Source organism: Algicola sagamiensis DSM 14643 (genome assembly GCF_000374485.1).
Lineage (GTDB): Bacteria > Pseudomonadota > Gammaproteobacteria > Enterobacterales > Alteromonadaceae > Algicola > Algicola sagamiensis.
In genome coordinates this window covers 1-15,267 of the sequence record NZ_KB894503.1, presented here as the reverse complement: position 1 = coordinate 15,267, position 15,267 = coordinate 1, and the positions used below count along the sequence as shown (strand labels likewise).

Annotated in this window: 9 protein-coding genes and 1 tRNA gene; 1 reads left to right on the top strand and 9 read right to left on the bottom strand. The window is 41.4% G+C overall.

Annotation, left to right across the window (positions count from 1 at the left end; translation table 11 throughout):
- Positions 1-299 precede the first annotated feature (299 nt).
- Positions 300-376 (top strand) — tRNA-Pro (locus C505_RS0116345).
- Positions 377-961: 585 nt separating this feature from the next.
- Here the strand turns inward: C505_RS0116345 and C505_RS22725 are convergent.
- The 9 genes from C505_RS22725 to C505_RS0116295 form a co-directional block, all read right to left on the bottom strand.
- Positions 962-1,252 carry a hypothetical protein gene (locus tag C505_RS22725; RefSeq protein WP_018693710.1) on the bottom strand — a complete coding sequence of 97 codons (291 nt, stop codon included), beginning with the start codon at positions 1,250-1,252 and terminating at the stop codon, positions 962-964.
- Positions 1,253-1,312: 60 nt separating this feature from the next.
- Positions 1,313-1,789, bottom strand: coding sequence for a hypothetical protein (locus tag C505_RS22720; RefSeq protein WP_018693709.1), 477 nt, complete (start codon positions 1,787-1,789; stop codon positions 1,313-1,315).
- Between the two features lie 502 nt (positions 1,790-2,291).
- A complete protein-coding gene (locus C505_RS0116330) occupies positions 2,292-2,954 on the bottom strand; it encodes a hypothetical protein (RefSeq protein WP_018693708.1) in 663 nt (220 codons plus the stop codon).
- Positions 2,951-6,607 carry a DUF637 domain-containing protein gene (locus C505_RS0116325; protein ID WP_018693707.1) on the bottom strand — a complete coding sequence of 1,219 codons (3,657 nt, stop codon included), beginning with the start codon at positions 6,605-6,607 and terminating at the stop codon, positions 2,951-2,953. Before C505_RS0116325 ends, C505_RS0116330 begins: the two co-directional genes overlap by 4 nt.
- A gap of 11 nt (positions 6,608-6,618) precedes the next feature.
- Positions 6,619-10,581, bottom strand: coding sequence for a fibronectin type III domain-containing protein (locus C505_RS0116320; protein WP_018693706.1), 3,963 nt, complete (start codon positions 10,579-10,581; stop codon positions 6,619-6,621).
- A 680-nt stretch (positions 10,582-11,261) separates the two neighbouring features.
- A complete protein-coding gene (locus tag C505_RS23850; protein ID WP_018693704.1) occupies positions 11,262-12,089 on the bottom strand; it encodes a DUF2310 family Zn-ribbon-containing protein in 828 nt (275 codons plus the stop codon).
- Between the two features lie 560 nt (positions 12,090-12,649).
- The gene (locus tag C505_RS0116305) at positions 12,650-13,033 is read right to left on the bottom strand and encodes a hypothetical protein (protein WP_018693703.1); all 384 of its coding nucleotides are present in this window, start codon (positions 13,031-13,033) and stop codon (positions 12,650-12,652) included.
- Between the two features lie 292 nt (positions 13,034-13,325).
- Positions 13,326-14,006 (bottom strand): tail fiber domain-containing protein, encoded by a 681-nt coding sequence (locus C505_RS0116300; RefSeq protein ID WP_018693702.1) that lies wholly within the window; start codon positions 14,004-14,006, stop codon positions 13,326-13,328.
- 252 nt (positions 14,007-14,258) lie between these two features.
- Complete coding sequence (locus C505_RS0116295; protein WP_018693701.1) at positions 14,259-14,567, bottom strand: hypothetical protein; 309 nt, start codon at positions 14,565-14,567, stop codon at positions 14,259-14,261.
- Positions 14,568-15,267 lie beyond the last annotated feature (700 nt).

The window sequence follows — 15,267 nt, the reverse complement described above, 5'->3', positions numbered from 1 at the left end:
CAATTCCTTAATACTCTGAAATGTATGCAGCAGTGTGTTTATTTTTGCTACAGATTAAACCTATAACCTAGATCGCAATTTGTACAATAAATTTTCAAAATAATAAGAAGGGATTATTAGAGGGTTTTCACTTATAAAAAATATGGAGGGCTCTGAAAAAAATCGCACATAAAATCAACCTTCTACAAAACAGATTGTCTATAAAAAGCACACTCAAATATCAATTGAATATATAATGTTCAACCCAAACAAAAAACGCTTGCAATATTCTCAGGAAACCATAATATAACGCCCACGGTCGGCGCGTAGCGCAGCTTGGTAGCGCACTGTCATGGGGTGTCAGGGGTCGCTGGTTCAAATCCAGTCGCGCCGACCAATTTCTTACTAAATATCAATCACTTACCTACCTCCACTTTTGTCCCTCTTTTTTGGTTTAAATTCGGTTTAAATAACGTTTAAATAAAAAATTTCTTATACAGTACTTTTCCAACGCAAAAACAGACGGATTTCCGTTGGTGGCATAATCGGTATTTCTGAATTTCAAGCGGTTAAATATCAAACGATTGACTGACGACTATTTTGGATAGTGGATGGTACTTGGAATGGCTGTAATCGGAATGTTTTGTTGAATATTTGAACTGGGCATTTCTGACCAAAATCGACGTAATTCTCTAGCGCACTGTCACCATTCCCGATTTCAGGGGCTAACGAGGGCGCTTAAAATATAACCTTTTTGAATTCTAAGTGTTTTGGCATCATGATAGTGACAGGGGGCTATTGGTGTGTGGGAATTGTGGATATTGGTGGAAACTTGGATTTCGGTTTGAATCGTGGTTGGAGTGGTTATTTTAGGGGGTTAAGTATTCAATAACTTCATTGAACCGACTTTCTTTTCTACCTTAGTGCTTAAAAGAACAACACATGGATCATCTACTGTCATTTTATTCATGCCCAATAACTTTTACAAAAAGAGATGGTGTTTCTCAACATGGAATATCCAATCAATGCTTTCTTTGGGGTCGTCTCCTTTCTCGAAATAAGCGATTGCACCAATCAAGTAACTCTCTCCTTCCCAAGACAATTCACTATACCAACCCCAATCTTCTGCATCAGGCTCAATCAACGCGACTGTGCCTTCTAAGCTCTCCTTCAACCAATCTAAGAGCGATTTACCATAAATTGGATTAATCGGGTTTTCCGGCTCTTGGCTGACATCAAATGCGGATGTTTGAAATGAGAATGTGATTGGCATGTTCTCCAACACTTTTCAATATGAGATGGAATAAGTTTAGCTACAGAAAGTCATTTCTCTCTATATCCGTAATAGGTCACCTTCCGCTCTCAGTTTACTTTGGCTATTCCGTGCTAAATACTGAATAAAACCTAACAGGTCCCACTCGGTCTCATGAACTTCCTCTGTATTCTCGTCATAATGAAAAACCTGATCGCCAATTGACGTTTGCACAAAATAATATTGAGTTTCACTGATCCAAGCGAAAACAAATGGCTTATTGAGGAATTCGAAACAACCAATGTCTTGAATATCATTGAAAAACTGAAATTGGAAAAACAGATGCGTTCTCACATTCCACGTCGGCCTGTATAAATGGATCATATCATCTCCAATTAAGCCGCCATCACTTCTGCCCATTTCTGCTAAAAAGGCCTTGAGCTGGCCTTCAATGACGATATTATATAGACGTGCTATCTGCTCAAGTTCATCTTCACTATAACCTTTCGGAGTCAGAGAAACCGCCTGAGCTTCTTTATATAAATCAGTTATTATCATTCCAGAAAAGTGACTTCTATCAATACGATCATCTGTAAATTTGAAACAGCATTATATCCTATTTTTCAGTACTTTGTTTTCCTGACATCATCAAAATATGAGGAGTGAAGTTAGATAGCTCAAGACATAAAAAAAGGTGGCTAAAAAGCCACCTTTGCTCTAAAATAATCAATTGAGTCAGAGAGTTAGGTTATCCCATCCCTAACTGCCTAAAACCTGATTCGGCACCCCAAATCGCTACAGCCCTTGATATCCCTGAGTTCCAACAAAAAGTGGTGTGAAACCCCTTCGAAAAATTTCGGCACCTCTAGACCCCCTAAACCCTGTCAGAATGCGGCCTGGAGGTATGGGGTGCTGCCGATGCGTTGAAATTCAAAAAACTTTCTCTTACCGCGGTGTTTACAACCCCCCTTGATATTTGAAACTTGCCAGGGTCCCCTTGGGTTTATTGGAACTAATAAGAGGGACAGCTGCGAACATTCCCATCCGCAGCAAACAATTATTAAGAAGTTCCTCCGAAGTGAAACAACTGCAAACAATCTTCTGGCTTTCCATCATCCTCAGGTAAAGGTCCAACCCAACCACCTGGAATCCCTCCAGTTTCATATGCCTCCAAGATTCTAAGAGCTAATGCAGAGTTACTTAGCCCACCAAAAACGATTGCCTTGAGAATAAAATAGAAATCATTATGGATTACAGTAAGAAGACAATTTTCATATATCCATTCAACTTCTTTAATTTCTAAACAAAACTTTTTTGATAACTCACCATATTCAGCCTTGAGACCAAGCTCAAGAACTTTTTTGTTTATATGATTCCACAAAATATTTGTCATTTTGTTGAAGGACTCTGTAGTTGCAGTAAAAATCCTAGAGCTTTCTTCCTGGGAAACTACACCGCAAAATTGAACTCTTCCAGCTTCTTCCTCAAGTATTTCTGTGTAATTCTCAAAATCACGCTCCTTGTCATAATATTGATCATGCCCATCAAGCCTCATGGGCAGACTTGGAAAATCTGTAGTCAGAAGAAAATCAGATTTAGCAATCTCGTACAAACTTTTTGTTGATAACCCTGACAAGAAACAAGGGCTAAGAAGAGCTTTATCTACTCTTCTTATTTCAATCGCTTGTTGCTCGCTTTCAGGATTAAAAAACTCGAATATCATTTTCTACCTCTATCTAATACCGGGCTAAGAACTTCAATCCAAGCATCTTTATTTTGTGAACCATGTTTATTCATAAGAGGAGGATGGCCAGAGCGTAATTGAATTTTAGCCCTTTCTATTAGTTCTATAACCATTTCACCTTTAGCTTCAATAGAGTTTTTAGATCCTGCAATCCCCTCAAGCATATCTCGAATTGCTTCATTATAGTGAGCATGAGTCCCATGAATGGTTTCAGTCACATCGCTCGGATTTGCTACTTTTCTATTTGAAGGGAGCATTATACCATTTGCTAAATCGTTCATATCAAGATTTAATTCCTTAATAAGTCTATGTTCCCGAAACTCCCAAGGTATAACGTGATGAGCCTCTTTGTCTGTGACATTGGAGCCATTTTTTTCAAAGTTCTTTCTTAACTCCTTCCTTTTTCCTTTAGTGCCACTAAATACTTTTTCAGTATCAACACCTTTTACCCAAGTGTTAACCTTTACAGGCACATCACCACTATGACTTGTATCTGAGTACTTTCCAGGTTTTAAATCTCCTTTTAGAACACCACTGGGAGCCTCTGTAGCATAATGTAATAAATCATCAGCCCATAGATGTTTACCTTGTTCTCTTAGTTTTTGGACTGCTTCTTGTAATTTCTTACCGCCTGGGACTAGCTGCTTCAAGGTTAATGTGATCAAACCCTCTTCAGCCATATCACTCAGTATTTGATTTACTGTCTCTGTATCTCCATCACGTAAAGCAACACCTAAGTCATACATTGTCTTAGCTGTTGAGACCTTATCGTAAAGCCCAAGCAATAACATTGCTTTAGAACTTCCACGAACAACAAACCTACTGAGACCTTTAACGATTGCTCCTGCTGCCCCAAATGCATTATGTTCTGCTGCATTTTCACCAGTTGAAGCAGCTATATGAACATCTCCACCAGCAATAAAGGCTGCTAACCCAGCTGAAAGCTTCGCTAAGTCAACGCCTGAATCCCTAAGAGCAATTAACTCTTTTTGACGAGCAGCAATATAAGCAGCTCTATCATTCATATTTACATTCGGGTCATTCAGAAAGTTAAAGTCTTTCTCTAAAGTGTCTTGAGTCTTTTTTAACTTCTCATCAAACTCTTCCTTGGTAAGCTCACCAACATATTCACCGACTACGCCACCTAAAGCTCCTGAGCCACAACTTTGTCCAGAGTTGTTCCCGTTATTGATTGCATGAGCAGTTGCTACGCCTAACGTACAACCCGCAGCTGCGTGTGCTATGTATCTTAATGCATCTCCTAACTCAGCCCCTTTAATTGCTCCAGCCATTGACTCTCCAAGCTGGTCAATACCATATTGCGCTAAGGACTGAACGAACTGTCCCTTAAAGGAATCTAGGTCACCCCCATTAATTAAAGTTGATATTCCTGCTTTAACTGTTGACTGAACAAGTGCTTGAGAAGCTTGGTTTGCTATATCTATTGTTTGTTGAGCTTGAGCGACTGTTGAGGCTCCGGCATTGGCATTCTTAAAGAACTCCATCCCTTTGACTTTATCCATGATACCCGCTGTAACCATTGCAATAGCAACAGACTTGACCCCCTCCTTTGATGTCATTGCTTTGAGGGTACCCTTTAAGCTACGGCCACTTGCAAGGTGAGTTGCAGCTTGAGTTGCCAATGTCACAGCAGCTGCTTGCATTGCGGCTTGGGAGATCCCAAATGCTGCTGGTATTGAACCCCCTGTAGCACCACCTACCCAGCCAGCGCCAGCAGGCCCCATCGCCACACACACAGCAATTGCAATGATCGCCATGGCAGCAGGCGAAAGGCTACTGGTTCTGTCGTGCTTATGGATCTCAACGAGTTCTTGATAAACCTCATCAATCTGACCGCTAAATCTTGGGTCGTTGTAGACATCATTCATCCAAGACAGTGACTTGGTCTCTGCGAACTCTGACATCATGTCATCAATAGTGACCCCTTCCTTCTGACCAAACTCCATCGTCAAGCCGTGGGTGGCATGGACTTTTACACCACCGATGATCTCGTTGTAAACCGCGGTATCAACTTGATCTGTTTTGGTATCTGTCTTGATTTTCCAGAAGGTCTTTTTGATTTTATGATGGAAATAATGGTCTTGTTCCTTCGCCATCAGGAAGTTCACACGGCCATCTTCTGCACGGATCTCCGCGCCTTCACCAGATCTTAATTTCGCAGCTTGCAGCGTGATATGACCCAGCGCAGTGTTGATCACTACCTTTTTTCCTGCATCCAAGGCGGAGCGAATGGCAACGGTTTGGAACATCGTTTGTTCCACTTTCCAACCACCTTCGTTGTACTTATTGTGGTGTTGGGTTTGATCGAAAGCATTGCCGATGTAAATCCCTTGGTCAGCCATGATCTCAATCGTTCCCTCATCCGCATACAACTCTGATGCCGTGATATTGATCCCACCTTTGGCAATCAGGCGGATGGTATCTTTTGCTGAAAGACGGCTCTTGAGGTGCTTGATCACCGTCTTCTCTTTTTTGAAGTCGCCATGCTCCTGGTTCGAATGGTATTTCTGAGTCACTGAAGACACATTAATGCTGCCACCTGCATCAATCGTGATCACACCATTGTTCGCATTGACCTCTGCACCTTGGATCCAAGTATTCCCGAAGGTCTGAATATTGATATTCCCTCCTTGTGAATCGACCGAAGCAATGCTTCCCAGGCGCTCGTCATAGCCATAATCGCGACCAAAACGATGGACCACCGTCTTGTGATCAAATTGCTGAGAGACAATATTGATATTTTCCGCTGCGGAAATACGGCCCGAGTGATTGGCGAGTGTCCCGCCGACATTGATATTCAGGCTGCCTTCACTGTGTATCCGACCTTCATGGTTCCTTAAGTCTTGCGCCACTTTTAACATCGTATTGCGACCAAGCAGCACCGTTTGACCATCAATATTGATACTGCCCCAACTGGCCAAACGCCCTAAAAACTCAACCCGATGTTTTTTAAAGACAGCGTTATCTTGGATTGTCTCTTTCGTCAGGTAAACAACTGGCACAATCACATCTTGCCCTTGGAGTCTTCTCAGCTCCGGCAAGATCATATCTGTTGTGACCGCTTGTCCCGCTCGCTTTTCCCCAAACGCAAGACCATGCTGCGAAGCAAAAGACAAACCATTGCGATACAAGGCCAAGATCTGGTCTGTTTCACTCTGGTATTTCGCCGTGATCCATTGGCGATTGAGCAACGACTCAATCTGCATCCGAATAAACCGCGATTGCACATACTCATTGCCAAGCAATATATACGCATCCGAGGTGAGATCATCCGGCCCAACTGCATGATGTTTGGCATAGAACCAATGGATCCCCGTTGGGTATTGCAGCGGTTGCCCGTTGTGCGCCTCTTGTGTAAAAAAGTTCGTCTTTTTATCTAAGAAATAATCAATATTCTGATACAGATATGGTTGCTCATCCGAAACCACCGCCGGGGCAAATCGAATATTCGAATGCAACTGACTTTGAATATCTAAGTCCCTGAGTTGGCTAGCATGCACCAGCCCTGGGATCGTCGCTTGAAAGAAAACCAAGAATGCCATTAGGCCCGATAACACACGATGCCAAGGGCGATAATGTTTTTCGCTGGGGTATTTATCCGTTAACGTCATCACTACTGTTCCTACTGCTCATTCCACCAATTCGTTGAATTTCTGATTTTTCGCTTCACTTTGTTTTCTTCTTCTTCGAAATAGTCGTCCAACCATGACAATATCGAGGGTTCATTGTGATACACTTTTTCGACTCTGGTAGGGTGATATGAGCATGGTGCACGACCATGTTTTTCTTCAAATCGTTCATAATCTCCTGGCTTACTGTCAACCGGATGTCCGTTGTGGTGTGTGTATTCACGTTCACAATATTTCTTTTGACGGTACCCCCAAACTGTGACCGTTCTCGGTTCATTATCACCAACATGGGTGGCCTCGGAAAAACCCATATAGGTCGAAAAGCCTGCCTCTGTGCGTGCTTTTCGTCTGTAATGCGCCTCTCGTTCCACCTCAACATACGCCATGCCTTTCTCGATCGGGTCATGATTGGATGGATTTAAGTTCGACTGACTCGCATAGACATTTCCCGTGACATGGAACAACGTTTCTCGTTCAACCGCATTCCTATAATCATGAAAACCTTCTTTCGCGACAATCCGCTGTTCACACTGAGCCACCGGACTGATCTCTATGACATGGTCATCAATCTCATCATAAATCGATCGCTCTCTATCAAAACCGGGCCTATTGCGATGGCGATCTCGATAGCGTGGCGTCACACGTCTTATCGGCGGCTCTCCCTTCAAACTGTCACAGTGATATTTACTCACTTCTTGCCCATTCAGGTAATATTTTGTGACCGAGAACTTACTGGTTTCTGAGATATGTAGACCAATACTTTTTACCTTCCCACTGGGGTAATTCAGACGAGCATCACCGAAGACTTCAAAAAAGGAGGTGTTATTGGTCAAGCCGATACTGCCTCGTGCGTTAAAATCTCCAAAGGAATACATCCGCCCTGGGGGTGAGTAAAACGCTAATTTAGTTTGTTTGTTGTGTTCGACAGGGCCGTTCAGTTTCACATCGACATAAGTCTCAACACGGTAGCGTTCATTATCCACAAACGCAGACGCTATCTGGAAGACACCATCCGGTCGATTCACGCCAATACGGGCCGAGGCATTCAGAACATACTCAGGCGCAAGAATGTCCAAGCTCTTTTCAGCCGTCACACTGACTTGATTACTCAGTCGTGTATTCAAATCAATCCGGTCATGCTGACGCCAAACATAATAAGGGTTAATATTCTCAAAATACTTCGCTTTGATCTCGACTCGGTCGCCAATGATATTCGCACGAGACGTCTTGTGTCGGTGCTTGACTGTCCCTTCGCGAGACATCAGTCCAATATTAGTTGGGTCATCTTTTTTAAGTAAGTCTCCACGCCGATCTCTTGTATTTCGGCTCTCTCCCATATACGGATACAAGCTGCCATTTCTCACTAGCTCATTCTGGGAGATCAACTGCACTGTGCCTCCTAAGATCAAGCCGCCGAATTCATTCAACAATGATTTATCCGTCACTAACCTGACTTCACCGCCTTCAATATTGCCGCGATTCACCAAAGACTGACCCGTTGCGATCACCTTCGCCACAGAATCAATATTGCCGACATTCAAGACATAACCTCCCGCTCTGAGGGTCACTTCCCGTTTGCCATAGATATCCCCATGGTTGGTGAAACCCCCTGCGGTATCAATGATCACCGCTTTATCAGAGAGAATTTTGCCATGTACAGTCACCGCTTTGCTGGGTTCGATTTGGAAGATTTGGACCTGTTCGGTGATCGGCGCATATTGCCCTTGATAATCCGAGGTCATTAAGGCATCCGACAAGGTATTCAGACGGGCTTTTTTATCTACCGTCAACGCCCCATTGGTTTGGATATGGATCGCAGCGGCATCCACCGACCCCATGATTGTGCTATCCCCTGAATTGACTTCGGGGGTTTGTGTATTAAAAAATGAGTAACGACTCTTGGCTTTCTTTCGTTCTTGAGTCCGAATGACTTTTTGTTGGGTGTAGTCAACAACCAAGGTGCCAAGGAAAAGATTCAACCCGCCAGAACTGACAACCTTGTCCCCTTCCGGGTCAAGAATATACGACTCGGTGCCTTCCAAGCGTGCTTCCATATTCATGCCCACACCATCGACCACAGCTTGGTCTGCGATCACATCCAAGGAAAGGACACCGGGTGCTTTGACATTTTTAAGCGTAATTGTATTCCCCGCTTTCGCTGTCAGGGTTCCAATTGCGCCTGTTGTTTCATCAATCTCCGCGGTACCACTGACCAATGTCACACGAGAGAAGCCCTCGAAGGAACAGCCGTCACATTCAATGTCGTTTGGGCTGATTATAACCAGATCCGCAGTCTCACCTACAAGTTCAATCTTAGCGTTCAGTTTAATTTCTTCAGCATTGACGATGATCACATCAGCAGCAGGTATTTGCGAACCATCATCACTTTCTTGCTCCATGTTCAGGACTTTGAGGGTTCTCTGATGATGCTGAAAAGATGAATATTGATTTGAAGAAATACCTACACGATTCGTTTTAGAGAATCTTGAGATAATTGAGTTACTATCTTCACTACTCAATAACTCAGGCTGTTGATCAGTTGATGTGACATCAATCATTAAAGATTGCCTCATATCAAAAATATCTGCCTCACGACTAATGCATTTTTCAAGGTTCGAAATAGAGTTCAAACTATTTACATCTATTTTGGAAGAAGGGATTGAAAGGTCTATTCCCTCAGCACTTAACGAGCAAATTTGGGAAATAGAGGATAATTTTTCTGCTGTAAAACCTCCCAGTTTTGCTTGTAAGCTTGATACTGCATCCTGATTGAGCAACTCATTGCTAAACGAACGCATTTCCGTATAGTCGGAGCATCGTCCCTTATCTGAGCATGCTCTTATTTTATAATGATGCTTGCCATTCATCGGCTGGAATTGACGAATTGAATAGACGCTGTCTCTAATGTCAGATGCAATAATGGTCCCATCCATTCTCGCAATTTCAAAATATGCGGTTACCCTATCAGATGGATCCCACAATAAAATATAGCCACCATCTTTTGCAGAATAAGCAAGCTGCATTTCGCTTGGTGTATTTGGAATAAAAAATGCCTCATATGGGGTTGTCGCAGAAGTATATGAGGAACAGCCCACACTTGATCTTGAATGGCAAGCTTTCACTCGGAACCGATAAGTCGAACCATTTGAAACTGAGAAATTCTTTTTAGTTGAGTAAAGAGTACTAGAATGAGTAACCCATTGCCCTTTATCTTTTTGATATTGAAGTACATAGGATGATGCCCTTGATGGTGCTCCCCAAGTGATCTCAAGGGTTTCTTCATCCTTTTCAGTCACTTTTAGTGAGTATGGCTTTCCTGGGGCACGATACACATTCACATACCTACTTTCAGTGCCACTTGGGCTACATACGCCATCGACACACCCATGAACGGAATATTCATATTTTCCTTCGTCAAGACTATACTCTGTATAACTTGTTGAAGTTACAGAAGAAAGAAGTGTCCAACCTGACCATTGCCATCCACCTTCAGATTTTCTGCGGTATACTTTATATTTTTCTGCACCGGGTGTTGTTGCCCAAGTTACTGTAAATGTTCCATTATCATCCGTAGATGGTGCACTCACGTAATCTGTTTCTGGGACGTTATAATCGGCTGCCCAACTTGAGGCTCTATCATTAAAACCACGAGGACCAACCTCAATAATACTTCCATCACCTTCCAACTTTATTGAACTTCCACCATGTGCATGTTCATAAAGGGTAATAGATGATCCTTTAGGGATATAAATACTGGTGACCTTGTCATTAAAAAATCCAGGAAACCAATTGCGGTCGGAACTAAATAAGCCCTTTGAAGGCATGAGTGCAAATTTACGCCCTTGACCATAAGTATGCTCATACACAACAGCTAATTCGAAGCCATTATGTGTATCTGCAGAGGGAATAGCGCTAAATGCAGCGAGTGCTGCAAAGCATAAGCTTTTATATTTCATGATACGATTTATGTAAATATTAACTTATTGATTTAAAGATTAATTAGAAATGAAAAAATCTATTTTTTTCATTCTAAAAAGGCAAAACAATCAACGGTGATTGTTAAGTTTTGAGGTAAAAACAAGTGTGATATTTTTGAGTTGGTTAATTTCTTCTGTTGTTTGATAGAAACGTCTGATCAAAGACACAATTTACTTCTCCTATTATATTTTATAATTTCATACTTTAGTTCCATTTTTCGAGCGCCACATTATATTTTTATAAAACTAGCTTTTTCAACTCTAATCTTATCAACAAGTTGACATTTAACGCTTTATTGAATCTCAATAAACCAATAAATTACAAAATTTACTCGGAATAAATTTGTCACAACTCGCTTCATTTTCACTCAATTAAATGACTAACAACAATTTATATACTGCTATAACTGGCAAAAAACACCACCAAACCCAATTTTCCACGCCAAACCATCAGCACTCCAGTTAAAACAAGCCCTACCGCCCGATAAGCCTGGAAACCCCAAAAACAAGATTTTTTCCACCGTTTCCATCCGCTAAGCCTTATACAACAAGCATTCATCATCAAAGAAGTGGCAAAACGCATCAAAGTTGGAAAACACATTCACAGGGCGGGTATAGAGGCCCCCTTGAGTGGTTGAACTTGGCCAGGGTCCCCTCTATTATTTCCGATTTTCAGTTTTCTTCTCTCGCCACTCACCTATTCTTGCATGACGCTCATCATCATATGCAGACGCAATATGGGATACGAGAAAACAATGATCGCACTTAAAGTGAAAATGATGAAATAGCTCGTCATTCTCATTGCGCTGAGACTGTTGCCAAGTTTCACCGCACCCAGGACAAAGACGAACCGCCTCTCCTTCTCTTCTTCCCCAGTAACGTAAAAGGTAATAGTAGACAGGTATGTTTAGCGCTTTAGAAAGTTCAGCACATAGGCTCCGGCCTTCTTTTGACAGCATACTCTCTGGAGACGCAAGCTCTTTGTAGCATTGTATTTCCAAATAACCATTCATAAACAGCGCATCGAGTCGTTGATAATTCCTGACCCAAAAGTAAAAACGCTCTTTGAAATATTCAGAAACAGGTAAGCAATACAGCGGAATTCCAAAACCACTGTCACCATGAAATAACCCCCATGATGCATCACCTAAATGGGTAAACAAAAAAAGGTGGGAAGCATCAGAATACGCAGTTGTGATGTCTTTATTCTCACCACCGACTTCTGACCAAGTTGGTTCTTGACCGATGATATCTACAACTTGCCCCAGTTCTGATAGACCATATTTACTATGATATTGGCGCTGTATCGCATCACGTCCATTCATGTGAATATAAGCCATCATCTGATTGCCACTCACGACAACATGGTAGTCATCCCTTGCTTGACCATTGCGGGTTAATGTACAAAGGTAAACATTAATCTTGTCTTCAGCTTCTTCTTGTTTTTCCTTGGATACTTCACCAAAGTTAATTTGATACAAAGGCATATTTTTCCCTTTCTAAAACACTTTACCTATTTGAACATACACCACTCATCAGTATATCCACCAGCTCCAAAACAAAAAAGCCCAACAAATTCGCAGGGCAAAAAGGCAATACCGATACAAGTCATCACGCGCTACGTGTCATTCGCAACTTAGCTCTAGGTTATTTTATCCATTTGGTGGAGACGAAACCGGAAGAATTTTGCCGTTTGAGATGATGAAGAATGATGAGGTTGGGAAAAGGGTTGCCAATGATTGTTACCGTTGAAAACGAATTATTTGAACATCTATTTCGTTACTAAAACCAGACAATGCTTCCATCATTATGTTCAGCGCTTCATGCGGGTATACGACTGGGCCGGCGGGATAAAGTTTATTCTTGGTCTGAAATAATGGTTGAAATGAACGGTAGGGGTCCACTTTGAGTAAACTCAAAACAAACTATAAATTTTGAAGCAGCCGAGAGGCACTTTATCAATATTTGTGGGGGTGAATGGCTTTTAGTCTTTTAATTAGGAACTAAAAGCCATTTTATTCATTTTTAACTACTTTTCGAAATCTGTTTAAAGGCGGTAAGCAGAGTGACCTACCTGTTCGTTGGATGAATATTTTCCTGGCGCAAAATTATAGGAACCATTCTCATGGGTAATTTGAAAAATTGACCAATTTGAGAAGCGATTTTCTGCTGGTTGTGGCACATGACCTGAATCGCAGAATTGCTTTAAACGATTGTATTCATTCGATGATATCGTGAAGTAAGAAAAATATTTTCCATCCGATAAATAACTCTCACCTGAACTTCCTGTAGTTGTTACTTGTTGTTGATTAGAGTCCTCTGCCCAGTACCAAAATTCACCATTTTCAGGAGCGCAAAAGACATTTGTTTGTTCGGCACAAACATTTTGTGAGAGTAAAAAAATAGGGAGAACAAATAATTTTTTAAGCATACTCATGATCCAAATCAAAAGTAGTAAAAATATACCGTACCTTTTTAAGGGTCAACCAAAGCTTTTCTGGTAGTACCAGTTAGGTATGGATCATTCATGAATACCTCCCATCGATGAAGGAGAAAACCCGTCAAAGAAGCCTAAAAAAACTTGTATGAGGCGAAGAGCTATAGGCATCTAGCTTAAAATTCAATCGTACGATTTGTGAAGCGGATTTGAAAAGAAGCGATCATTGAAAAACTTCTTTTCATGATAAGAAGGCGTTTATGTCGAGATCAGGAAAATAGATTGGTTAATGTTGCCTTTCCAGATTTTCTAACCGCTCTTTTAATTCTTTGACTGAGTCCAATAGAACTGGAACTAAGCCTCGATAATCAACTTGTAGAATACCATTTTGATCTTCGATAACTAACTCAGGAAATTCAACCTGTACTTCCTGAGCAATAACGCCATACTCTGTGCGATTAGACTGTTGGCCATTGATGGTTTCTGGGCGCCATTTATAACTATATCCATAAATACGGCTTGCTTTATCAAGGCTGTTATTGAGTCGAGTTATATCCTGTTTTAGATACATATCACTTGGGTTAAAAGGGAATAATAGGCTTTCTCTACCTGGTGCATAAAAGAAGTCTCCATTAACAGATTGTGTTAAATTCACTCTGAATCGATACCAAGGGCTTAAGGAGTGCCTTGCAGCTTGCGCGTAGTAACCTGCTCTACACTGATTTTGAAAACTGATATATTCATCTATCTCAATATTCAGATACTGCTTCTCCGCAAAAGCGGAAACTTTATCCGTATGCCATGTGCCAGTAACGGTAATATGGTTATTGTTTCCATCGAATAACCAATACCAATGACTCCCATCTATCTTTCCGCAATAGACATTTAATGTGCTTGCCACTGAGTGAGCTTGAGGAATGAATGCAAGGGAAGTAAATAAAGCCAAAAATAAACTAGGTAATTTCATGAGTTCAATCGTTAGTTATAAAAAAGGGGACGGAATTTAACAGAATTTAGTGATATAGATCAAAGGAAATAACTTAAACTTATGAAAATAAGTAAAAAGAACTATTTTAAAGTCAGCAAGTTTTAAGTTCACCTCTGGGGTTGCATGTAAATTAAGCATTGGTAATAAATTCGGTTTACTTTGAGCGGAGATTTAAAAAGCAGGAGTGCTGTGCCAGAGAAGCTATTTTTGGGTCTAACCACTTTATATACTCTAAATAAAGTCTAAACCTTTAACTTTTCTTTTTAAGTCTTTATGAACATCAACTGTAAATTTATCATATTTCTTGACAATCTTGGTCACAAAGCCCATTCCAGGAATAGGGTTCGCTACACTGGCTGCCATCCCGGCAACAGCCATGATTTTTTCACCGGTTGTGGCGCAATCATCTGTCAGGACTTGAGCGGTGTCGTATAGATCCCATAGGAACATGCCGCCTTTGTAAATTGCATACCCAATAGGGATAAAAAGGCAAGTCGGCCATCGGAGTCCAATTGGTGGGGTCGCCGTGGACGTAACCATATAGGTTTAAGCCATCGCCGTCTTCAGGCGGACACGGTTCAGCCAACGACAACGCTGGATAGGTATTTAGGTTCCTTTACAGCTTGTGCACCAGATACCAGTGATCACTTTTACATGGGTTATGTCAATCGACTCATCAACTCCGATTGTGATACCCAAACCCAAAGAGATATTATTTGGGAGCTAGCGCAAAGTGGAGGTTTCAATGGCTATATCCAAAATAAATAAAAACCAGGGCTTGATTCTACGTATCCAAAGCTGATTCATCTATACAAAGCAGATTATAATCGGACGCTCGATGAAGGTGGGAAGACCTATTGGACCAATCTTATTAAGACAGATCCAAACGTTACTTTTATGGGTGCCGTCCACACTGTCATCTATAGTCATGGACTTTCTCAAATTAAAAAGTGTTCAATGTAACGAACATTGATGCTTTGGGTAGTGGGAGAGCTGCTGCCCATTTCCTGACTTGTTCAAGTTTGCTCATGTCATGGTTATAGATAAATAAGCATTCACAGGAGCTATGATGATTTCTGGTGTATGAGGTGAGAAAAAGAATGTGGTGCTAATCTGTTGATTGATCTGACAAATCAATAGTCAACAAAGAGAAACACCACATGGCAAATCATAAAGTATCACCACTGAAATCACCAGAAATAGATCCACTGAATGACGTTTTAAAACAAGGGGCACAAGC

Bases quoted from the DNA above. Each gene is read 5' to 3' on its own strand.
- C505_RS22725 (WP_018693710.1), bottom strand. From the start codon at position 1,252: ATGCCAATCACATTCTCATTTCAAACATCCGCATTTGATGTCAGCCAA.
- C505_RS22720 (WP_018693709.1), bottom strand. From the start codon at position 1,789: ATGATAATAACTGATTTATATAAAGAAGCTCAGGCGGTTTCTCTGACT.
- C505_RS0116330 (WP_018693708.1), bottom strand. From the start codon at position 2,954: ATGATATTCGAGTTTTTTAATCCTGAAAGCGAGCAACAAGCGATTGAA.
- C505_RS0116325 (WP_018693707.1), bottom strand. From the start codon at position 6,607: ATGACGTTAACGGATAAATACCCCAGCGAAAAACATTATCGCCCTTGG.
- C505_RS0116320 (WP_018693706.1), bottom strand. From the start codon at position 10,581: ATGAAATATAAAAGCTTATGCTTTGCAGCACTCGCTGCATTTAGCGCT.
- C505_RS23850 (WP_018693704.1), bottom strand. From the start codon at position 12,089: ATGCCTTTGTATCAAATTAACTTTGGTGAAGTATCCAAGGAAAAACAA.
- C505_RS0116305 (WP_018693703.1), bottom strand. From the start codon at position 13,033: ATGCTTAAAAAATTATTTGTTCTCCCTATTTTTTTACTCTCACAAAAT.
- C505_RS0116300 (WP_018693702.1), bottom strand. From the start codon at position 14,006: ATGAAATTACCTAGTTTATTTTTGGCTTTATTTACTTCCCTTGCATTC.
- C505_RS0116295 (WP_018693701.1), bottom strand. From the start codon at position 14,567: ATGGTTACGTCCACGGCGACCCCACCAATTGGACTCCGATGGCCGACT.